The 19,063-nt window shown below is 61.1% G+C and carries 20 protein-coding genes; 15 read left to right on the top strand and 5 right to left on the bottom strand.

The features are described from left to right. The first annotated feature begins 79 nt into the window (after nucleotides 1–79). Entirely contained in the window at nucleotides 80–985 is a 906-nt protein-coding gene (locus tag AC2VNM_RS05230; protein ID WP_483165211.1) for a mechanosensitive ion channel family protein, read from the top strand. Here the strand turns inward: AC2VNM_RS05230 and AC2VNM_RS05225 are convergent. Further along, nucleotides 946–2,451 carry an MFS transporter gene (locus AC2VNM_RS05225; protein WP_486912998.1) on the bottom strand — a complete coding sequence of 502 codons (1,506 nt, stop codon included), beginning with the start codon at nucleotides 2,449–2,451 and terminating at the stop codon, nucleotides 946–948. The genes AC2VNM_RS05230 and AC2VNM_RS05225 overlap by 40 nt on opposite strands. A gap of 90 nt (nucleotides 2,452–2,541) precedes the next feature. Here AC2VNM_RS05225 and AC2VNM_RS05220 point away from each other — a divergent pair, with 90 nt between their 5' ends. Further along, on the top strand, nucleotides 2,542–3,483 hold the full coding sequence (locus AC2VNM_RS05220; RefSeq protein WP_486912997.1) for a LysR family transcriptional regulator: 942 nt from the start codon (nucleotides 2,542–2,544) through the stop codon (nucleotides 3,481–3,483). Here the strand turns inward: AC2VNM_RS05220 and prmB are convergent. Genes prmB through rlmJ form a run of 4 tightly spaced genes read right to left on the bottom strand, consistent with a single transcriptional unit; the run spans nucleotide 3,441 to nucleotide 6,255 of the window. Beyond that, complete coding sequence (gene prmB, locus AC2VNM_RS05215; protein ID WP_486912996.1) at nucleotides 3,441–4,346, bottom strand: 50S ribosomal protein L3 N(5)-glutamine methyltransferase; 906 nt, start codon at nucleotides 4,344–4,346, stop codon at nucleotides 3,441–3,443. The two genes, AC2VNM_RS05220 and prmB, sit on opposite strands and share 43 nt — an antisense overlap. Before the next feature lie 8 nt (nucleotides 4,347–4,354). Further along, on the bottom strand, nucleotides 4,355–5,116 hold the full coding sequence (locus tag AC2VNM_RS05210; protein ID WP_483165207.1) for an exodeoxyribonuclease III: 762 nt from the start codon (nucleotides 5,114–5,116) through the stop codon (nucleotides 4,355–4,357). After that, nucleotides 5,117–5,392, bottom strand: a complete 276-nt coding sequence (locus AC2VNM_RS05205) for a DUF2322 family protein (RefSeq protein ID WP_483165206.1) — start codon at nucleotides 5,390–5,392, stop codon at nucleotides 5,117–5,119. Beyond that, entirely contained in the window at nucleotides 5,389–6,255 is an 867-nt protein-coding gene (rlmJ, locus tag AC2VNM_RS05200; RefSeq protein ID WP_486912995.1) for a 23S rRNA (adenine(2030)-N(6))-methyltransferase RlmJ, read from the bottom strand. Before rlmJ ends, AC2VNM_RS05205 begins: the two co-directional genes overlap by 4 nt. Before the next feature lie 110 nt (nucleotides 6,256–6,365). On the opposite strand from rlmJ, the gene AC2VNM_RS05195 reads away from it, so the two are divergent. The 13 genes from AC2VNM_RS05195 to AC2VNM_RS05135 form a co-directional block, all read left to right on the top strand. After that, nucleotides 6,366–6,959: a glutathione S-transferase family protein gene (locus AC2VNM_RS05195; protein ID WP_486912994.1), complete on the top strand. Its 594-nt coding sequence runs from the start codon at nucleotides 6,366–6,368 to the stop codon at nucleotides 6,957–6,959. 10 nt (nucleotides 6,960–6,969) lie between these two features. Beyond that, entirely contained in the window at nucleotides 6,970–7,743 is a 774-nt protein-coding gene (gene xth / locus AC2VNM_RS05190; RefSeq protein ID WP_483165203.1) for an exodeoxyribonuclease III, read from the top strand. Further along, nucleotides 7,740–8,789 carry a ferrochelatase gene (gene hemH, locus AC2VNM_RS05185; protein ID WP_483165202.1) on the top strand — a complete coding sequence of 350 codons (1,050 nt, stop codon included), beginning with the start codon at nucleotides 7,740–7,742 and terminating at the stop codon, nucleotides 8,787–8,789. Before xth ends, hemH begins: the two co-directional genes overlap by 4 nt. Further along, complete coding sequence (locus AC2VNM_RS05180) at nucleotides 8,786–9,271, top strand: FKBP-type peptidyl-prolyl cis-trans isomerase (RefSeq protein WP_483165201.1); 486 nt, start codon at nucleotides 8,786–8,788, stop codon at nucleotides 9,269–9,271. Before hemH ends, AC2VNM_RS05180 begins: the two co-directional genes overlap by 4 nt. Then, a complete protein-coding gene (locus AC2VNM_RS05175; RefSeq protein ID WP_486912993.1) occupies nucleotides 9,243–10,421 on the top strand; it encodes an anhydro-N-acetylmuramic acid kinase in 1,179 nt (392 codons plus the stop codon). The genes AC2VNM_RS05180 and AC2VNM_RS05175 overlap by 29 nt, the downstream gene beginning before the upstream one ends. After that, nucleotides 10,415–11,269, top strand: coding sequence for a shikimate dehydrogenase (locus AC2VNM_RS05170; protein WP_486912991.1), 855 nt, complete (start codon nucleotides 10,415–10,417; stop codon nucleotides 11,267–11,269). Before AC2VNM_RS05175 ends, AC2VNM_RS05170 begins: the two co-directional genes overlap by 7 nt. Continuing rightward, the gene (pilB, locus tag AC2VNM_RS05165; RefSeq protein WP_483165198.1) at nucleotides 11,245–12,945 is read left to right on the top strand and encodes a type IV-A pilus assembly ATPase PilB; all 1,701 of its coding nucleotides are present in this window, start codon (nucleotides 11,245–11,247) and stop codon (nucleotides 12,943–12,945) included. Before AC2VNM_RS05170 ends, pilB begins: the two co-directional genes overlap by 25 nt. 37 nt (nucleotides 12,946–12,982) lie before the next feature. Further along, nucleotides 12,983–14,536, top strand: a complete 1,554-nt coding sequence (locus AC2VNM_RS05160; RefSeq protein ID WP_486912990.1) for a two-component system sensor histidine kinase NtrB — start codon at nucleotides 12,983–12,985, stop codon at nucleotides 14,534–14,536. Continuing rightward, nucleotides 14,533–15,897, top strand: a complete 1,365-nt coding sequence (locus AC2VNM_RS05155) for a sigma-54-dependent transcriptional regulator (RefSeq protein ID WP_486912989.1) — start codon at nucleotides 14,533–14,535, stop codon at nucleotides 15,895–15,897. The genes AC2VNM_RS05160 and AC2VNM_RS05155 overlap by 4 nt, the downstream gene beginning before the upstream one ends. Beyond that, a complete protein-coding gene (locus AC2VNM_RS05150; RefSeq protein ID WP_486912988.1) occupies nucleotides 15,881–16,684 on the top strand; it encodes a prepilin peptidase in 804 nt (267 codons plus the stop codon). Before AC2VNM_RS05155 ends, AC2VNM_RS05150 begins: the two co-directional genes overlap by 17 nt. Beyond that, entirely contained in the window at nucleotides 16,681–17,277 is a 597-nt protein-coding gene (gene coaE / locus AC2VNM_RS05145) for a dephospho-CoA kinase (RefSeq protein ID WP_486912987.1), read from the top strand. The genes AC2VNM_RS05150 and coaE overlap by 4 nt, the downstream gene beginning before the upstream one ends. Before the next feature lie 63 nt (nucleotides 17,278–17,340). Beyond that, on the top strand, nucleotides 17,341–18,090 hold the full coding sequence (gene zapD, locus AC2VNM_RS05140; RefSeq protein WP_486912986.1) for a cell division protein ZapD: 750 nt from the start codon (nucleotides 17,341–17,343) through the stop codon (nucleotides 18,088–18,090). A gap of 23 nt (nucleotides 18,091–18,113) precedes the next feature. Beyond that, nucleotides 18,114–19,063, top strand: a 950-nt coding sequence (locus tag AC2VNM_RS05135; RefSeq protein ID WP_486912985.1) for a class 1 fructose-bisphosphatase, incomplete at its 3' end; no start/stop codon positions are given.

Below are 19,063 nucleotides of genomic sequence, written 5' to 3'. Positions count from 1 at the left end.
TGCTGCAGTGTACTCCAAGCTGCCCCTTCCGTCAGGGGCTATGGGCTATTCGGGGAATGAATGCTGTGAGAACATACCTGTGAAACAACTGGAAGGCATCTGGACCTGGTTCCTCTCGCCAATCCATTTCCCGGGCGGCATTGCCATCGAACCGGTGCGGATTGTTGCGCTCATCATCGTTCTGATCTTCCTGTGGTGGGGTGCGCGTTGGTTGCGCAAAGCGACCCGCGTTCTGCTCAGTCGGCGTCTCGATCCCTCTTTGGCCTATGCCATCTCCCGCATCGGCTACTACTTCGTTCTCGCCTTCGGCGCCCTGATTGCCCTGCAGAGCATGGGCGTCAACCTGAGCAGCCTGTCGATCCTAGGCGGCGTGGTCGGCGTCGGGCTGGGTTTCGGTCTGCAAAATATCTTCAGCAATTTCGCCTCCGGCCTCATCATCCTCATCGAGCAAAGCATCAAGGTCGGCGATTACATCCAGCTCAAGGAAAATGGCCTGCACGGCGCGGTGGTCCATCTGGGGGTGCGCTACACCCAGGTGCGTACCAATGACAACGTCGATATCCTGGTACCCAATTCCCAGTTCATCAACGGCGAGGTCATCAACTGGAGCCTCAGCGACAATACCATGCGCCTGCATATCCCCTTCCGCGTCCCCTACGGCACCAATCGCGAGACGCTGCGCGAACTGGTCATTGCTACCGCGTACCAGTCGGAGCATACCCTGGATGTAGACGGCAAAAGGCCGAATCTATGGATCAGCGCCTTTGGCGAGGCCGGCTATGATTGCGAGATGATCGTCTGGGTCGCGCGCGATGCCCTGATGCGCCCCGGCGGCACCCGCGCCGAATACCATTGGTTACTGGCCGAGGCACTAGAGAAGGCAGGCATCGAGATCCCGCGTCCGCGTCAGGAGATCAGCTTTGCCCGATCTGATGATGCCAAGGTCTACGCCGAAGAGCTTTCCCGCTCTATTTCTTCGACATAGCTGCTTGCGGCGGTAGCTGCCAGCCGCCGTGGAGAGATTAGGAAGAGGTAGGCCACTGCCGCAGCGGCCAGGGCAACCCACATCGACAGGCGCAGTAGATTGTCGAGACTCAAGGTGGCAGCTAGGCTCTGTAAATGCTGAACGAGCACCGGCAAGGGCAGGCCCGGTAAGGGCTGCACGTCGGCGCGCATGTTGGACTCTGCTAGGGCCGAGCCACGGGTCCAAAAGACCTCCAGCAGGGTCACGCCGATATTGGCACTGAAGACGCGAATGAAGTTGCTGGTGGTGCTGGCGGCAGGGATTTCTTCTTTGTCGACGCCCGAGAGAATGATGAGAGTGAGGGGCACGAAAAGCGCTCCAACGCCCAGGCCAAGCAGAAAAACGGGCCAGAAGAGATCACCCAGACTCATCATCGGACTGAGATAGGCGGTGCCGTAGGCAAGGGCAAAGAGCAGAAAACAGGCGCTGGCCAGGCGCCGCAGCCCCACCAGCCCATGCAAGCGATCCATCAGGATAGAGAGGGGTACCGCGGCGAGACCGATGGGAATGAGGATACTGCTGCCCCACCAGCCATTGAAGCCGAGGTTTTCCTCCGCCCAGAGCGGCAGCAAGGATGCCCAGCCCATGAACAGTGCCCAACCCAAGCAGAGCAAGAGCAGCCCAAGCCAATAATTACGCTGGCGCAGATAGTGAAAACGCAGGAGGGGATGGCGAGCAGTCGCTTCGCGCCAAGCGAAGAGAGCAAGGAAGACAATAGCCACTAGACTGGTGCGCAAGATGAAACGCGAATGCCACCAGCCGTATTGCTCGCCATTGTCGAGAACGATCTGCAGGGCCATCAGACCTGCGTAGAGAAGGAGAAAGCCGAGAAGATCGAAGCCTGGCGGTCGTGGCCCGCGCTCTTCGCGAATCTGTCCACTGCCGATCCAGGCGGCGAGGAGCCAAACGGGGACCGACAGAGCAAAGATCCAACGATAACCCAAGGTGACCGCGAGATAACCGCCAAGGGCCGGCCCAATAAAAAAGGGCACCAGCATGGCGTTACTCCACAATACCATAACCGGCCCGTGCTGTGATGCCGGGCTGGCCCGCAGAAACAGGCTTTGGCTGAGGGGCACCAGCAAACCCGCCGCCATCCCTTCCATCGCGCGGCTGAGGAGCAAAATCCAGAGGTTGCCGGTACTAGCGCTGATCAGACTGCCCAGGGTAGCCAGAGAACAGGCGCCCAGAAATACCTGCCGCGCGCCAAAACGGGCATGGGTCCACGGCATCAGGGTAATGCCCACCGACCAGTTGACAATGAAATACGTCAGCGCCCATAGCGCGTGGTCGCTACTGGTAGCAACGCCGCCGGCAATATAGGGAAAGATGCCTTGCACCGCAGCGCCGTCGAAAGACCCCATTGCAAGCCCCAGGCCCACACCGAGAAACAACATCCACGGCATTGTCTCGCTGCGCTGTGTCATCGCTCTCCCCAAAACTGGACTAGGCAACGGTAGCGCTGCGTCTTATATTGGTCCAATGGAATTGTTTTGCGTTATTGATCGGGATTTTCAATGAAAATATCCCCAGAAGATCTGCTGAGTTTTCTTGAGGTAGCAGAACAAGGCGGTGTTGCGCACGCCAGCGAACGACTACATCGCAGTCAACCGACCATCTCCGGCCGCCTGCAACGGCTCCAGCGCATTGTCGGTGAGCCCTTATATCTGCGCGAGGGGCGGGGCATTCGCCTCAGCCCCGCTGGTGAGGCACTTGTACCCCTCCTGCGCAGCCTGCGTAGCGATCTGCAGCGTATCGAGGACTGGGTCAGCCGCCGGCAACAGCAGCAGGAAGGCCAGCTCCGCATTGCCGCCAGCAGTACCGTCGCCAACTATTTTTTGATGGAACACCTGGCGCGCTTTCGCAGTCTCTACCCCGGTGTCGAGCTCCGTCTGCAGACCGGGGCCCTGGCCTGGGAAGACTGGAACTGGAAGGATTGGGATCTGCTCTTTACCGAAGAGGCCATAGCACCAGAGCTGCTACCCGAAGACTTCTGCCAGAGTCCCTGGCGCGAGGACGAACTGGTGGCGATCCTACCCTTGCAACACCCTTGGGTGCTGGCGGGAAAACAAAGTGTCACCTGGACGGAGATCTTGCAGGAACCCATTGTCTGGCGCGAGCCACATTCCGGCATTCGCCGGCGCGTTGCCGCAGCGTTGCGCGCTGCGGGGCTCAAACCCACTTACACGGTCGAGGTCACGGGCGTGGAGGCGCTGCGCGAGGCCGTGGCCGCCGGTCTCGGCATTGGTTTTGCCTCGGTCGAGGCCCTGGATAAGATACGTTGGCCCTTGGCCTCCCTGCGTCTGGAACCTCCGCGCGGGTTATTCTGGACCTTGTATCTGGTGCATCCGCAGCTTGCCGTCGCCTCGCACGCCCTGCGCGCCTTTCTCCAGCTGCTTGCGCCGGCGGGCGTCGCTCACTGCGACGCTTCGTCGACGAGGAACAGGCAGGCGCCGTAGCCGCCTGCGGGATGTTCCAGCCAAATCAGGGGAAGATCCGGATATTGGCTCAGCAAGGCCGCCTCTGCATCGCCGGTCTCCAGGGCCAGAATCCCGCCGGGGCGTAGATGGGCTGGCGCTTCTCGCAGTATGGGCAATAGGCAATCCAGACCGTCGTCGCCAGCGGCCAGGGCCAACCGGGGCTCATGGCGATATTCCGGCGGCAGTTCTGCCATGGCCGCGGCATCGACATAGGGGGGATTACTGACAATCAGGTCGTAGCACTGCCCCGCAAGAGCGGCAAAAAGGTCGGACTGCTGCAGCTGTACCCGCGCGGACAGGCCATGCAACGCGACATTGTGCCTGGCCACCTCCAGAGCAGCGGGGGAAATATCGACGGCATCGACTTGTGCCTCGGGAAAGCGCTGCGCCAGAGCAACGGCCATGCAGCCGGAGCCGGTGCCGATCTCCAGAATCCGCCCTACCCGCTCCGCCTGCAGCCAGGGAGCAAAGCCTTCCTCGATGAATGGCTCGAGCAGGCTGCGCGGGATCAGGACCCGTTCATCGACAAAAAAGCGCAGGCCGGCAAACCAGGCCTCCTGCAGGATGTACGCCGTGGGCCGGCGCAGGATCTCCCGCTGATAGAAGGCATCGAGCACAGCATCGCGCTCGCTGGCGGTGAGCCTTGCTGCCCGTAGCTCCGGGAGCTCCTCCGGCTCCAGGGCCAGGCGACGGGCGACTAGGGCAGCGGCCTCGGCCTGCGGGGTCTGGTACCCCTGACTGCAATCGATGCCCGCCCGAGAGAAGCGGCTCTGCCCATAGCGCCAGAAATCCTCGATACTCTCCAACCCTATTGCGAGTTCCCGATATTGCTGCCAACGCATGGGGTCCTCTAGTCGATTTCCAGCCAGACCGGGCAGTGGTCCGAACCCAGGACCTCCGTAGCGATTCCGGCGCCGCGTACGCGCGGCAACAGGCTGCGATGTACCCAAAAATAGTCCAGACGCCAGCCGACATTCCGCTCCCGCGCCGCGGTGCGCTGACTCCACCAGGAGTAGCACTGCGTTTCCGGATGCAGGTGGCGAAAACTGTCCACCCACCCGGCGGCCTCCCAGCGATCGAGCCAGGCCCGCTCCTGTGGCAAGAAACCGGAAATTTTAGCATTCTCGGCGGGCCGGGCGAGATCGATGGGGTTATGGGCAGTGTTCACATCACCGCAAAATACCACCGGACGCCCAGCCGCCACCCGTGCCTCGATCTGGGCGAGGAAGTCGGCGTAAAAATCGAGCTTGTAGGCCAGCCGGTCGGCGTCTTTTTTGCCATTGGGAAAATATACGTTGTAGAGATCGAAGTCGCCGCAGTCATGGGCCAAAACACGCCCTTCCCGGTCATAGCGGGGATTCCCCAAGCCCCGCTGCAGCAAGGGGAAGTCGGCGCGGGCGAAGGTGGCAACACCGCTGTATCCGGGGCGCTCGGCGACAGCCCAGTCACCCCGATACCCCGGCAACTCGCGCTCGTTTTCCGTGAGTCGTTCTGGGTCCGCCTTGGTCTCCTGCACACAGAGAACATCGGGTTGGCTGTCCGCGACCCAGTCCCGCAAGCCTTTACGCAAGGCCGCCCGCCAGCCGTTGACGTTCCAGCTGTACAGGCGCATTCAGCGCTGTACCCGCACGGCGAGAAATTCTCCGCGCTCCAGCACGCCCTGTAGCAACACCCGGGCGTCTGTGGCCTCTGCTACCGCCGGCAACTCTGCCAGAGTTTCGCGTGCGCCGCTGGGGCTGATGACACCATGACGGAGGGCGAGCTGATAGAGCACCTGGATGGACAAGCGGTTGTCGGGCCGCTGCGGCAGAGACAATTGTAACTCTGCCTTGGGCCCGCCATAAAAATGCAGGGTGCGGATCTGATCGACTGGGGGCAACGGATTCATGTCCTTTTCTTTCCTATGCTTTCACTTGGGGCGTGCACGCGACGGGCGACCTGCGGCAAGCCACGCAGCTGTACCGACCACTCCCCCTGCATGGCAAGCAAGGGCCCCATACGACTCAAGGCCGCAGCCAAGGGCTCGACGAAACCCCACACCGGCCGCAGGATCAGGAGCCCGGAACCGCGCAGGCGCTCTTGCCCGGCGCCCGCTTCCCAGAGCAACTCTATACTCTGTAGTGCCGTCTGTGCCTGCAACTGCAACAGCAAACGCGAAATCTTACCGCGGATCTTGATGGGGTACCACACCAGGAAACTCGCCAGAGGCCAGTGCTGCAGCGCCGCAATCAAGGCTTCCGCCAACAACTCCCATTCCTTTGCCACCTCGAAGGCGGGATCGACCAAGACCAGACCCCGCCCCGCCGCCGGCGGCGCAGGCCGACGTAGGAACTGATAGGCGTCCTCCTGGAGAATGCTCGTCTGCCCCCGGCCGGCCAGTGCCTGGCGCAGCTCCTGCGCGATTCCCGGCACTTTTTCGAGTAGGAAGAGAGGATCCTGGGGACGCAGCAGGCGGGCGGCGAGGAGCGGCGAGCCGAGATAGTGCTGCAACTCCTTGCCGGGATTGTCTGGCAGCAGGAGATCGAGCCAGGGACGCAACTCCGCCAGCTCCCGCCGCTGCGGCCAAAGCCGGTGGATGCCGTCCTTCGCTTCGCCCTCCGCAGACACGGCATAGCGACCAGCACCAGCATGGGTATCGACAAAATACAGGGGCCGATCTTTCCGCAGCAGCTGCGTCAAGGCCAGCACCAGGGCCAGATGCTTCATGCAATCGGCAGCATTGCCCGCATGAAATTGATGTCGGTAGTTCATAACCGCGAATGCTGCGACATTCCCGTGCGCGTGGGAAGGGCCACGCACTTGGCTTGCTGGCGGGCATTGGTCATCATAGGGTCAAGCCCATTGCGCACAGGAACCCTGCCATGCGACTCCTCAGCACGCCCACCAGCCCCTACGCCCGCAAGGTCCACATCGCCCTGCGGGAAAAGAATCTCCCCTGCGAGATCGAAATTGTCGATCTGCGCGATCCGGAACATGCCGGCAAGGAACAAAACCCGCTAGGCAAGATCCCCATCCTGTTGCGCAACGATGGCGAGGCGATCTATGATTCCGCGGTCATTCTGCAGTATCTGGAGCTGTTGCATCCGCAGCCGCCCTTGCTCCCCAGCGATCCCATGGATAAGGTCCGCTGCCTGCGCCTGGAGGCCCTGGCCGACGGCATCATGGACGCGACCATTGCCTGGGTACAGGAGCATCGTCGCAGGAAGGATTGTCAAGATCCGAGCCTGCTGAAGAAGCAGCGCAGCAAGGTACAGGATGGTCTCGCCTTTCTGCAGACGCAAAGCCGGGATTGGAGCCCGGACAGCCCTCTCGATCTGGGCCGGATCGGGGCGATTGCCGCCATTGGCTACGTCGATCTGCGCGCCCCCGAGCTGCTCGTCCCCTACGCCGACCTGCATCGCTGGTATCAATCCCTGCGCGACCGGCCCAGTGTCGCCGAAACTGCCCCGCAATGAGCATGTCCGCGTGAAAATTGCCAGCTGGAACGTCAACTCCCTGAAGGTGCGCCTGCCGCAGGTGCTCGACTGGCTACAGGCGGAAGAAGCAGACGTACTCTGCCTGCAGGAAACCAAACTCACCGATGAACGTTTTCCCGTGCTAGCGCTGCAGGAGATCGGCTATCAAAGCCTGTACCACGGACAAAGCACCTACAATGGCGTTGCCATCCTCAGTCGTTTGCCTCTGCAGGATCCGCGTTGCGATTGGCCGGATAGCAGTGACGGCCAGGCACGCATCTGTGCCGCCAGCATCGGCAATTTGCGCATCATCGATGTCTACGTGCCCAATGGCCAGGCCGTCGACAGTGACAAATATCACTACAAACTCGCCTGGCTCGCGCGCCTGGAAGGGCTGCTGCGTGAGGAGTTGCAGCAATCGCCCAATCTACTGCTGCTCGGTGACTTCAACATCGCCCCCACTGACCTTGACGTCCACGATCCCGCTGCCTGGGGCGAGGACATCCTCTGCTCGCCGGCCGAACGCGCCGCCCTACAGCGACTTTTCGATCTGGGACTCATCGATCTCTTTCGCCACCAGCATCCAAAAACGCGCGCCTGGAGCTGGTGGGACTATCGCGCTGCCGGCTTTCGCCGCGACATTGGTCTGCGCATTGATCTGCTCCTGGGCAGCAAAACCCTCTTACCCCGCCTGCAGGAAGTGCACATCGACCGCGCCGCGCGGGCGGCAGAACGCCCCTCGGACCACGCCCCGGTCTGCCTCACCCTGAAGGAATCCGCATGATTGGTATTCTCTTGGTCAATCTAGGTACCCCTGAGGCCCCCACTACCCCGGCGGTACGACGCTACCTACGCGAGTTTCTCAGCGACCCCCGGGTGGTGGAGATCCCGCGCGTCCTCTGGTGGCCCATCCTCAACGGCCCCATCCTGTTGACGCGACCAGCCCGCTCGGCGCGCGCCTACCGCAGTATCTGGCTGGATGAAGGTTCGCCACTGCTCGTGCATAGCCAGAATCTGGCCGCGGGCTTGCAGCAACAATATGATTCCCGCCAGCCGGGCACTGTCCTGGTGCGTCTGGCCATGCGCTATGGGCAACCTTCCGTGGCCACGGGACTGCGTGCCCTGCGCGATGCCGGCTGCGAAAAGATCGTCGTGGTGCCGCTGTACCCACAGTATTCTGCCACCACCACGGCAGCGATCTTCGATGCCGTAAGCGCTGAACTGCGCAGCTGGCGCAATCTTCCCGAACTGGTCTTTCTGCGCGACTGGCACCAGCATCCCCGCTACATCGATGCCCTTGCCCGCTCGGTGCGCGCTCACTGGGAACAGACCGGCCGCCCAGATCGTCTGCTGCTGTCCTTCCATGGCCTGCCGGCGCGTAATGTCGCCCTCGGCGATCCCTATCGCGCGGAATGCGAAAAGACCACGGAACTGCTGATTAGCGCATTGGGACTGCAACCAGAGCAATGGATACAGACCTTTCAGAGCCGTTTTGGTCCAGCGCGCTGGCTCGAACCCTACACCTCGGTCACGTTGCAGGAACTGGGCAAGGCCGGCGTCGGCCGAGTAGACTGCCTCTGCCCAGGATTTGTGACCGACTGCTTGGAAACGCTAGAAGAGATCGCCATCGGCGGCAAGGAGATCTTTCTCCATGCGGGGGGCAAACAGATGCATTATATCCCCTGTCTCAATGCCGATGCTGCGTGGATCGCGGATTTTCGCGGCATCCTCGATGAACATATTCCCCACGACGACGAGCTTTTGCGCAGCCCAGCGGCAACGGCTACACTGCCCCTGGAAAACCCACCCACGAAGGAAGCTGCGCCATGAAGATCGCCAAGGACTGCGTTGTCACCCTGGACTACACCCTGACCGACGAGGACGGTGAAATTCTCGATAGCTCCGAAGGCGACGAGCCTTTGGTCTACCTGCATGGCCATGGCGACATCGTGCCAGGGCTGGAACGCGCCCTCAATGGTCATCAGGTTGGCGATCAGGTCGAGGCGGACGTGAGCCCGGAAGATGGCTATGGCGATTGGGACGAAGACCTGGTCGACGTCGTAGGCAAGGAAGATTTTGACGACCCCGAAGAACTCGAGGTCGGCGCGCAGTTCGAGGTCGACACCGACGAGGGCGTACGGATCGCCACGGTGATCGAGATGGAGGGGGAAGACATCACCGTGGACCTCAATCATCCCCTGTCCGGCATGAACCTGCATTTTGCCGTCAAGGTGCTCGACGTGCGCGCCGCCAGCGCCGAGGAGCTCGCGCACGGCCACGTGCATGGTCCGCACGGACACGAGCACGACTGATCGGGGAGCGCTCTTGCTGATCCTGGGGATGATGTCCGGCACCAGTGCCGATGGCATCGACGCCGCTCTCCTGGAATTTTCGGCCCTGAGCGCGGGGGAGCTCCGCGCTCATTGGCACTCTCCCTATCCGCCAGCATTGCAGGAGCGGCTGTTTCGCCTACAGGAAGGTGACGCCGCTCGTCCACTCCTCGCCATCGATCGGGAGATCGGGCGATTGCATGGCGAATTTGCTCAGCAAATTCTTGCTTCCGGAGTGCAGTTCGATCTGCTTGCCCTGCATGGGCAAACCGTCGCCCACCAGCCCGATGGACCCGACGGCTACACCTGGCAAATCGGCTCTGCCTACGAGCTCGCACAGGCAACCGGCTGCACCGTAGCTCATGACTTTCGCCGCGCCGATCTCGCAGCCGGTGGACAGGGTGCACCCCTCGTACCCCCCTTTCATAGCGCGCTGCTCGCCACGGAGCGGCCCCTGCTGGTCCTGAATCTTGGGGGCATGGCCAACCTGACCTGGGTTCCCGCGCGCGGCAGTGAAGGGAGGATCCGCGCCTTCGATACTGGTCCCGGCAATGTCCTGATCGATGCCGCAGTGCAACTCCTGAGCGACGGAGAACTGCGCTATGACGCCGACGGCGCCTGGGCGGCACAGGGTCGAGTGCAGGAAACCATGCTGCGGGAGTGGCTTGCTCTCGACTACTTTCAACGGCCACCACCCAAGAGCACCGGACGGGAGCTATTCAATGCCCGCTGGGTAGAGGCGCAATGGTCGGCTTGGCAAGACAGGAAAGCGGATTTTCTCGCGAGCCTCTGCGCCTTGACCGCCAGCAGCATCGCCCAGGCGGCGCAGCGCTGGCTGCCGCCGGCGGCACGGATGCTGGTTTTTGGCGGTGGCGCCTGCAACCGTACCCTGCTTGCCAACTTGCAGACCGCGCTGCCGGATGTGGCTGTGGAAATGGGTGAACAGGTGAGTGGAATCCCCAGTGCTGCCATGGAAGCCCTGGCCTTCGCCTGGCTGGGCGGACAGTGTCTGCTCGGCCGCCCGATCGATCTGCACGGGGTTACCGGGCAACGGGAGGCGGTCGTCCTCGGTAGCCTGTATCCAGGGAGAAACTGGTCCCAAGTTCTGCGCTTGCGGGAGCAGCTATGCTGAAACCCACTGGTGGGGCAATGGTCTGCGGCATCATCGGCGATCCCTTGCAGCACAGTCTGTCACCCTGGATGCAGCGGCAGTTTGCCGAACAACTGGGGCTAGATTTTCTTTACGCGCCCTTTCCCGTCGCTACAGAACATCTGCCCAGTGCCCTTCGCGGGCTGCAGGCCTTGGGAGTGCGCGGCATCAATGTCACCATTCCGCACAAAGAGGCGCTGCTGCCATTCGTCGATGAACTCTCGCCGCGCGCTGCTGCCATCGGTGCCGTCAACACCTTGCTCTTCGAGCACGGGCGCATTCTGGGCGAAAACACCGATATCACCGGTTTTGCCCGCTCCCTGCGCCGCCATGCCGGCACGATCAGCGGCCCCAGCCTGGTGATTGGGGCGGGCGGGGCGGCGCGGGCCATACTCCACGCCCTGGCGGGGGAAGGCGCCACGCCCATCTACCTGGCCAACCGCACCCTGGCCCGCGCCGAGGCCCTGGCAGCCGAGTTTCCGACCCTACCCATCCGTCCGCTGGCTCTTTCCCGCACGGCCATCGAGCCACACTTGCGCTGTATCCAACTACTGGTGAATACCAGCAGTCGGGGTCTACGCGGCGAAAATCACCCGGAAATCGATCTGCAGCAGATACCTGAATCCGGCATTGTTTGTGATATCGTCTATAAACCCTTGCAAACCCCCTTGCTGGCGGCGGCCAAGGCCCATGGGCTGCGTTGCGTGGACGGCCTGGGCATGCTGGTGGAGCAGGGGGCAGAAAGTTTTCGTATCTGGACCGGTCAGTTGCCAAACTCCGGAGCTGTGGAGAAAATCCTGCGGACATGGCTGCAAACCCCGAAGCTATAACCTTGACCCCCCTTTTGCGTGGACTGGTGGGGGCAGGCCTGACGGATGAGAGCTCTCTCCGCGCCCTGCTGAACGATCCTGCGCGCGGCAAGCAGCCGCTGCTTCCTTTTCTGGTCGAAAAGAAGGCCATCTCGGCAAGCGCCTTGATGGAATATCTCTCCGAACGCTACAAAATGCCAATGCTCGATCTGGGTGCCGTGCAACTGGACGAAACCGTCATTCATCGCATCGACCGCGCGCTTCTGGATCGGTATCAGGTCCTCCCCATTTCGCTGCATCGCGATACGCTCTATCTGGCGATGGCCGACCCCACTGATGTCAAGGCTACCGAAGACATCCGCTTCAACGCGGGCGGCCTGCAAATCAATCCCATCCTGGTCGAGGCCGACAAGCTGGCCAAGGCGGTTGCGGAATTCTCCGGAGGATTCAAGAATCAGCTCGAAGAATTCTTCGCCCCTGATGACGCCCAGCAAGAGCAGGATGAATTCGATCTGGCCGGCGATGCCCAAGGGGAAGACGCCCCCGTCGTGCGCTTCGTCCAGCAGCTCCTCCTCGATGCAATCCAAAAGGGCGTATCGGATATTCATATCGAGCCCTATGAGCGGGACATTCGCGTGCGCTATCGCCTCGATGGCGTGCTGCAGGACATGCTCCACCCCCCGATCGGCCTGCGCGATGGGATCACCTCTCGTCTGAAGATCCTCTGTCGTCTCGACATTTCCGAGCGGCGCCTGCCCCAGGACGGCCGCCTACGAGTTCGCGTTCCCCCGGCAAGAATCATCGATTTCCGCGTCTCTTTCCTGCCGACCAATTTCGGCGAGACCATCGTCCTGCGTCTGCTCGATCCGGCCAGCGCCAAAGTGCCCATCGAAGCGCTGGGTTTTCTGCCGCAACAATTGCGCGCCTTCGACGATGCCATCCACCGGCCCTACGGGATGATCCTCGTTACCGGCCCGACCGGATCCGGCAAAACTACGACCCTGTACACTGCGCTCAACATCCTCAACACCGGCGATGTCAACATCAGCACGGCGGAGGACCCGGTAGAAATCCCCGTCTACGGCATCAACCAGGTGAACATCAACGAACGCATCGGACTCAACTTTGCCGCGGCGCTGCGCTCGTTTCTGCGTCAGGACCCCGATGTGATCATGGTGGGTGAGGTCCGCGATCTAGAAACCGCCGAGACCGCGGTAAAGGCGGCCCAGACCGGACACCTGGTGCTCGCCACCCTGCACACCAATGACGCGCCGCAAAGCCTCACCCGCCTGGAAAACATGGGGATTCCGACCTACAACATCGCTGGCAGCGTGCATCTGGTCATGGCGCAGCGCCTGGTGCGGAAGCTTTGTGTCGCCTGTAAAAAGCCCGAAAAAATACCGGAGGCGGCACTCTTGGAAGCAGGCTTCACGCCCGAGGATCTTGCAGGTCTGCAGCCCATGGGCCCGGTCGGCTGCGAGCAGTGCAACGGCGGCTATCGCGGCCGTATGGGTCTGTATCAGGTCATGCCCATCAGCGACGCCATGCGCGAGATCATTCTGCGAGGGGGATCGGCGATGGACCTGTCCCGCCAGGCCGCGGCGGAAGGCATTCTCAGCATGCGCCAATCCGGACTTTTGCGGGTCAAAGAAGGCATAACCAGCCTTGAAGAAGTCCTTCGCGTCACCAACCTCTGACGGCACTATGCAAGCTGTCAACCAGCATCGCCTCACAATGGGGGTTTGGAGCCTCGCCCTTTCGCGCCTTCTGGTAAGTACCGCTCTCGTCCTGATCAGTACGTTATCCAGCAAGAGCCTGATCTTCGAGCCGGCCGGGCCAAGCGCTGCGGTTCGCGATACCAGCGTCATCGCCCTCCTCTGGAGTCTGGGCATTCTCTTTACATTGCAGTTGTGGCCAGGTTTCTGGCAGGAAAGAAATAAGCTTTTTATCAGTATCATCGATATGGCGTTGGTTCTGACCCTCTTTGCCCTCACTGGCGGGTTATCCGGAACCCTCGTCATACTTCCTCTGCTGCTGCTCATTGCCAATGCCTATCAGTTGCGCGGCAAAGCGGCCCTCGCCTTTGTCTGGATCCTGATCCTGCTCATTTTTTTGATCAGCGGCTGGCAGGATATCGAATGGTTTTCCAGCCGCACGTTGATGTACCTGGTTGCCCTGCTCACCGTTGCCTTTCTTGCCGACAACCTCGTGCGTAACCGCGAGCGCGCGGCTATCTGGAATGCCGCCAGAGAACAGGAAATTCTCGATTTAAACGCTCTGAATCAAGAAATCATTCAACAAAGTGATGTCGGGATTCTGGTCCTCGACCGGCAGCATCGCACGTTATTCAGCAATCCCATTGCCCGCGCCATGATCAATCTGCCGCAAGATTCTGAATTACCGGAAGCGCTCGATCTGTTGCGCCCGGAGCTCGCAGGCTTCCTCTACGCCAAAGCGCCGCAGAGCGAGAAGGAACTGGTCCTTTCCGCAGCAGATGGCGGCAAACGGAGTTTTTGGGTGCAGAGTATTCCACTTCCGAATACCCCCTATACAATCCTAACATTACGCGATGCAACGATTCTTTGGGAACGACAACGGGAAATACAGATGGCAGCGTTGGGGCGGCTCGCGGCGAACATTGCGCATGAGATTCGCAATCCGCTCAGCGCCATTCGCCACGCCGCACAACTGTTAGGGGAACGGGCACTAAAGAAGAGTGAAAGCCGCTTGCTGAGCATCATCGACCGTGAGTCGCTGCGTCTGAACCGCATCGTCGACTCCGTGCTGGAAATGGCGCGCCCACGGGCGGCCCACCCGGAACCCATTTCTCTCAGCGCCTGGTTGCCGGTGGTCCTGAATCAACTACGCGAGGATCCGTTGTTAAAAGATCTCCAGGTGAAACTCGACATCCCCAATAGCCTTCCCCTGGCCAGCTGTGATTCAGAGCAACTTCAGCAGATTTTCGCCAATTTGCTGGTGAATGCGGCGCGCTACGGGCAAGGCGAAGAGCAAATCCGGCAAGTGGATATCTCGGTTGTGGCTTTCCGTGACCGGGAAGAACTGGAAATCCGCGTGCGCGATCACGGCCCGGGCATTCCCGAAGAAAACCTGGAACGTATTTTTGAACCCTTTTTCACGACGGAATCCCAAGGCACAGGACTGGGTCTGCCTTTGGTGCGCGAATTGCTCCGTGCCAACCATGGGGATATTGGCGTCCAGAATCATCGTAATGGTGGTGCGGAATTCTGGTTCCGGCTGCGGGAGTGGCATCTGGGTACACCGTTATGAATGAGAAGGCCGCTTCCTGGGCGCTGGTTCTGGATGATGAACAGACGATTACGGAACTGCTCGATATCACCCTCGCGGAGATGGGCTTCTCGGTACAAGTTGCGCACGATCTGCGCGGTGCACGCGAGGCCCTCGAACTGCACAGCTACGCGTTGTGCCTGACTGACCTGCGCCTGCCGGATGGCAGCGGCCTGGACTTCGTCCGGCATATCCACCGCCATGCACCGCAAGTTCCCGTTGCCGTCATCACCGCTTATTCCTCAACGGACGGTGCGGTCGAAGCCATGCAGGCCGGCGCCTTCGACTTCATGACCAAGCCTATCGACCTCAAACGTCTACGGCGCCTGGTCGAACAGGCACGGACGCTGGCCGTGCTGACGTCCGACGGAGCCAACAACGGAATCGATCGCCTGGTGGGCGATAGTGAACCGATGCGCGCCTTGCGCCAGCAGATCCAACTCCTGGCCCGCAGTAATGCACCGGTCTTCCTCACAGGCGAATCAGGCACTGGCAAAGAGCTCAGTGCCCGCGCCATACACGACGCGGGGCCACGCCGCGACAAACCCTTTATTGCGGTGAACTGCGCGGCCATTCCAGAAGGACTACTGGAAAGCGAGTTGTTCGGCAGCGAGAGGGGGGCGTTTACCGGCGCCAACCAGAAGCGTGAAGGCCTCTTTCTTGCCGCCGATGGCGGCACCCTGTTTCTCGACGAAATCGGTGACGTACCTATGGCGATGCAGGTCAAGCTGTTACGCGCTCTGCAGGAGCGCAGTATTCGACCGATCGGTGCGAGTAGCGAAGTTCCTGTCGACATCCGCCTGATCACCGCTACCCATCGGAATTTGCAAGAGATGGTCCATGCCGGCACCTTCCGGGCGGACCTCTACTACCGCATCCATGTGGTACCCCTGCAGATTCCCCCTTTGCGGCAGCGCCAGGGCGATATTCCTCTGCTCGTCGCTGCCCTCTTGCGCAAAATCGCCCAACGTCAGGGGAAGACCCCGCCGGGCATGGCAGCGACCGCCATCCAGTGGCTTGCGCAGCAATCCTTTCCCGGGAACGTTCGGGAGCTGGAAAACCTCCTGGAACGCGCCTTCGCCCTCCACACCGGGCCGGAGATTACGCTGCAGGATCTGAGCGCGGAGGACACGATCCGTCCCGCGCAGATACCCAGCATGGCGCGTCTTTCCCCCCTGGCAGAGCGACTGCGGAGCGCCGAGCAGGAATTTCTGCGCATGCAGCTCGCGGCTGTCCAGAACGATGCTGCAGCCTGCGCACAAAATCTGGGCATCGGCCAACGCTCACTGGCCCTGCGTCTGCAACTCTGCGCAAAGAGAGACCCACATGCCGACAGCACTTGAGCCCCTGGCCTGGACACTCCTGGTCATCCTTGGTCTTCTGGTCGGCAGCTTTCTGAATGTAGTCATCCATCGCCTGCCGCGGCAGGAGTCGATCGCATTCCCCGGCTCGCATTGCCCGAGTTGTGGGCACGCCCTGCGTCCCTGGGACAATATTCCCCTGCTCAGCTGGCTGCTCCTGCGTGGTCATTGTCGCTATTGTCAGGCCCCCATCTCCTGGCGCTATCCCCTGGTCGAGCTTTCTGCCGCTTTGCTGGCTCTCCTTGCCGCTGCGGTCCTCGGCTGGCGTGGACAACTCCTGCCCGCACTGCTTCTGCTCTGGGCCTTGCTCGCCCTGACGCTCATCGACCTCGAGACTTACCTTCTCCCCGATCGCATTACCAAACCCGGCATGCTCCTCGGCCTGCTCGTCAACGCCACGGCCTTTTTCAGTCCAGATTTTGCCCTAACCCGCCCCCTCGACGCCCTCCTCGGCCTACTGCTCGGCTACGGACTGCTGCGCGGTCTGGCAGAAATCTACCTGCGTCTGAGCGGACGGGAGGGCATGGGGCATGGCGATTTCAAGCTGCTGGGCATGATTGGTGCGTGGCTGGGCTGGCAGGATATGTTTCTGGCGCTGTTCATCGCCGCCCTGAGCGGGGGGCTGGTGGCGATCGTCTTCCTTGGCCTCGGCAAGGGCCGCGATTACGCCATCCCCTTTGGTCCCTATCTCGCTCTGGGTGGAGCAATCCTGCTGCTCTGGCCGCAAGTCGTGATCGAGCAATTCCTGCATCTGGCGGCACCGGGATGAGCCGTCGTATCGGCGTGACGGGCGGCATTGCCTGCGGCAAGAGCCTCGCTGCGGATTTTCTCGCGTCGCTGGGGGCGAAAATTCTGGACGCCGATTTGTTTGCCCGCGAGCTGGTGGCACCTGGTCATCCCAATCTCGAACGGATTGCCAAGCGTTTTGGTGCGCGCATCCTGCATGCGGATGGCTGCCTGGATCGCGCGCAGCTGCGCCAGATCATCTTCGCCGATACCCACGCCAAACAGTGGCTCGAAGAACTATTACACCCGCAAATCCGAGAACGCTTTCTTGCGGAAAGCACCGCGATTGGCAACCAGGACCCCGCGGCGACCATTCTCTGGGTCGTTCCCCTGCTGGTGGAGAACCGCTACGCAGAGCTTCTGGACGGAGTGTTGCTGATCGATTGCCCAGCCTCGCTACAGATCGAGCGCTTGGCGGCGCGGGGTTGGGATCCCGAGACGGCGCAGGCGGCGATTGCGCAACAGATCCATCCCGAAGAACGCCGCCGGGTTGCCACCTGGATTCTTCCCAACCAGAAAACTCCAGCCGATTTACAACTCCATTTGCAACGCTGGTGGCAAGCCCTGCACCCATAAGCCTTTTTGCTTCGGGGCGGGGCTTGTGGCACTCTCAAACCCGAGATTGGAAAGAAAATAGTGATGGCCCGATACGAGACTGCTCTACAAGAGAGGACAAGGTCTTTGCTGCGCCTGGAAACTCTCTTTCAGTGTCTGGATCAGGATTTTTCTGCGCCAGAGAGCTTGCGCGCCCTGCTACGGACCTTTCTGGAGCTCCTCGATTTTTGCCAGCGACCCGAATTGCGCGTGGATCTGCTTCTCGAGCTGGACCGCCTGATCCAGGCCTTGCATGTATGGAAGGAGTCGCAACTGGTCGATCAAGGCGCGCTGCGCGCCTGGGAAGATCGGCTGCACGCGCAGCAGCAGGCCTTGCGCAGTGGCCCGCAAAACTTCGCCGAGAGCTTGCGACGCCAGGAACTGTTGCAACTGGCGCGGGGACGCCAGGCCGTCGCTGGCGGCCTCAGCGGCGCCGATCTGCCCTTGCTGGCTTTTTGGGAGCAACAGGAGCCGGCCTTCCGCGTCGCCCAACTGCAGCGCTGGCGCGCCCACTTCCACCTTCTCGAAGACAGCGCCGCGCTCATCCTGCTTTTTCTGCGGGAATCCCTCGATTGGAGTTTCCAAAGCGCGGAACATGGACGCTTTGGAACGCCACTCAACCCGAGACAACCTGTTTCCCTCCTGCAACTCGAAGTGCAGACACCCGAAATCTATCCCAAAATCAGTGGTGGCATGCATCGCTTGCACATTCAGTTTCTCCAATGGATGGACCCCGGACCAAGCCGCGCGCTAGAATCTACCATCCCATTTCGTCTGGCGCTCAGCGCCTGTTGAACCCTGCCAAAGGATCTCCCAGCATGCAGATCGGTACCACTCTCAGCCAATTCATCATCGAAGAAACCCGTTTGTATCCGGAGGCCTCCGGAGATTTCGCGGCATTGCTCAATGACCTGACGGTCGCCTGTAAATTCATCGGCTCCCAGGTCTACCGTGGCGCGCTGGTCGGTGCCCTCGGCAGCGCCGATACCGGTAATGTGCAGGGCGAAGTGCAAAAGAAGCTGGACATCATTGCCAACAACGCCATTCTCAAGTCCATGGACTGGACCGGGCATCTGGCGGGCATGGTCTCTGAGGAAGAGGATGGGCCCTACGAGATCCCGGCAGGGATACCACGTGGCAAGTACCTCCTGCTCTTCGATCCCCTCGATGGCTCCAGCAATATCGATGTCGGCATCAGCGTTGGCACCATTTTCAGCATTCTCAAGGCCCCGACCGCCGGCAAAGACGCCAAACTGGAGGATTTTCTACAGCCCGGCACGCAGCAGGTCTGTGCCGGCTATGCCCTTTACGGCTCCAGCAATATGCTGGTGTACAGCACGGGTTTCGGAGTCAATGGCTTCACCCTCTTGCCCGAGGTGGGCGAGTACGTGCTCACCCATCCGCAGATGCGGATTCCAGAAGATACCAGCGAATATGCCATCAACATGAGCAACCATCGGCACTGGGAGGCACCCGTCCGGCGCTATATCGATGAGCTGAATGCTGGCAGGGAAGGTCCCCGCGAACGGGATTTCAATATGCGCTGGGTAGGCTCCATGGTGGCCGACGTACACCGTATCCTCTGCCGCGGTGGCATCTTCCTCTACCCCTTTGACACCAAGGATCCCAAAAAACCGGGCAAACTACGCCTGCTCTACGAGGCCAATCCCATGGGCTTTCTGATCGAGCAGGCGGGCGGCGCGGCAAGTACCGGCAGGGAGCGCATCCTTGACATTCAGCCCGAGGGCCTGCATCAGCGCGTACCAGT

The sequence above is a fragment of the Acidithiobacillus sp. TH-A67 genome (genome assembly GCF_057473545.1).
The sequence above is the reverse complement of the archived record's forward strand: the minus strand, read 5'-3'. Positions and strand labels throughout refer to the sequence as shown.

Bases quoted from the DNA above. Each gene is read 5' to 3' on its own strand.
- AC2VNM_RS05205 (WP_483165206.1), bottom strand. From the start codon at position 5,392: ATGAATCCGTTGCCCCCAGTCGATCAGATCCGCACCCTGCATTTTTAT.
- AC2VNM_RS05175 (WP_486912993.1), top strand. From the start codon at position 9,243: ATGGTCCGCACGGACACGAGCACGACTGATCGGGGAGCGCTCTTGCTG.
- prmB (WP_486912996.1), bottom strand. From the start codon at position 4,346: ATGCGTTGGCAGCAATATCGGGAACTCGCAATAGGGTTGGAGAGTATC.
- AC2VNM_RS05180 (WP_483165201.1), top strand. From the start codon at position 8,786: ATGAAGATCGCCAAGGACTGCGTTGTCACCCTGGACTACACCCTGACC.
- coaE (WP_486912987.1), top strand. From the start codon at position 16,681: ATGAGCCGTCGTATCGGCGTGACGGGCGGCATTGCCTGCGGCAAGAGC.
- AC2VNM_RS05210 (WP_483165207.1), bottom strand. From the start codon at position 5,116: ATGCGCCTGTACAGCTGGAACGTCAACGGCTGGCGGGCGGCCTTGCGT.
- hemH (WP_483165202.1), top strand. From the start codon at position 7,740: ATGATTGGTATTCTCTTGGTCAATCTAGGTACCCCTGAGGCCCCCACT.
- zapD (WP_486912986.1), top strand. From the start codon at position 17,341: ATGGCCCGATACGAGACTGCTCTACAAGAGAGGACAAGGTCTTTGCTG.
- AC2VNM_RS05150 (WP_486912988.1), top strand. From the start codon at position 15,881: ATGCCGACAGCACTTGAGCCCCTGGCCTGGACACTCCTGGTCATCCTT.
- AC2VNM_RS05220 (WP_486912997.1), top strand. From the start codon at position 2,542: ATGAAAATATCCCCAGAAGATCTGCTGAGTTTTCTTGAGGTAGCAGAA.
- AC2VNM_RS05225 (WP_486912998.1), bottom strand. From the start codon at position 2,451: ATGACACAGCGCAGCGAGACAATGCCGTGGATGTTGTTTCTCGGTGTG.
- AC2VNM_RS05195 (WP_486912994.1), top strand. From the start codon at position 6,366: ATGCGACTCCTCAGCACGCCCACCAGCCCCTACGCCCGCAAGGTCCAC.
- AC2VNM_RS05160 (WP_486912990.1), top strand. From the start codon at position 12,983: ATGGGGGTTTGGAGCCTCGCCCTTTCGCGCCTTCTGGTAAGTACCGCT.
- pilB (WP_483165198.1), top strand. From the start codon at position 11,245: ATGGCTGCAAACCCCGAAGCTATAACCTTGACCCCCCTTTTGCGTGGA.
- rlmJ (WP_486912995.1), bottom strand. From the start codon at position 6,255: ATGAACTACCGACATCAATTTCATGCGGGCAATGCTGCCGATTGCATG.
- AC2VNM_RS05170 (WP_486912991.1), top strand. From the start codon at position 10,415: ATGCTGAAACCCACTGGTGGGGCAATGGTCTGCGGCATCATCGGCGAT.
- AC2VNM_RS05155 (WP_486912989.1), top strand. From the start codon at position 14,533: ATGAATGAGAAGGCCGCTTCCTGGGCGCTGGTTCTGGATGATGAACAG.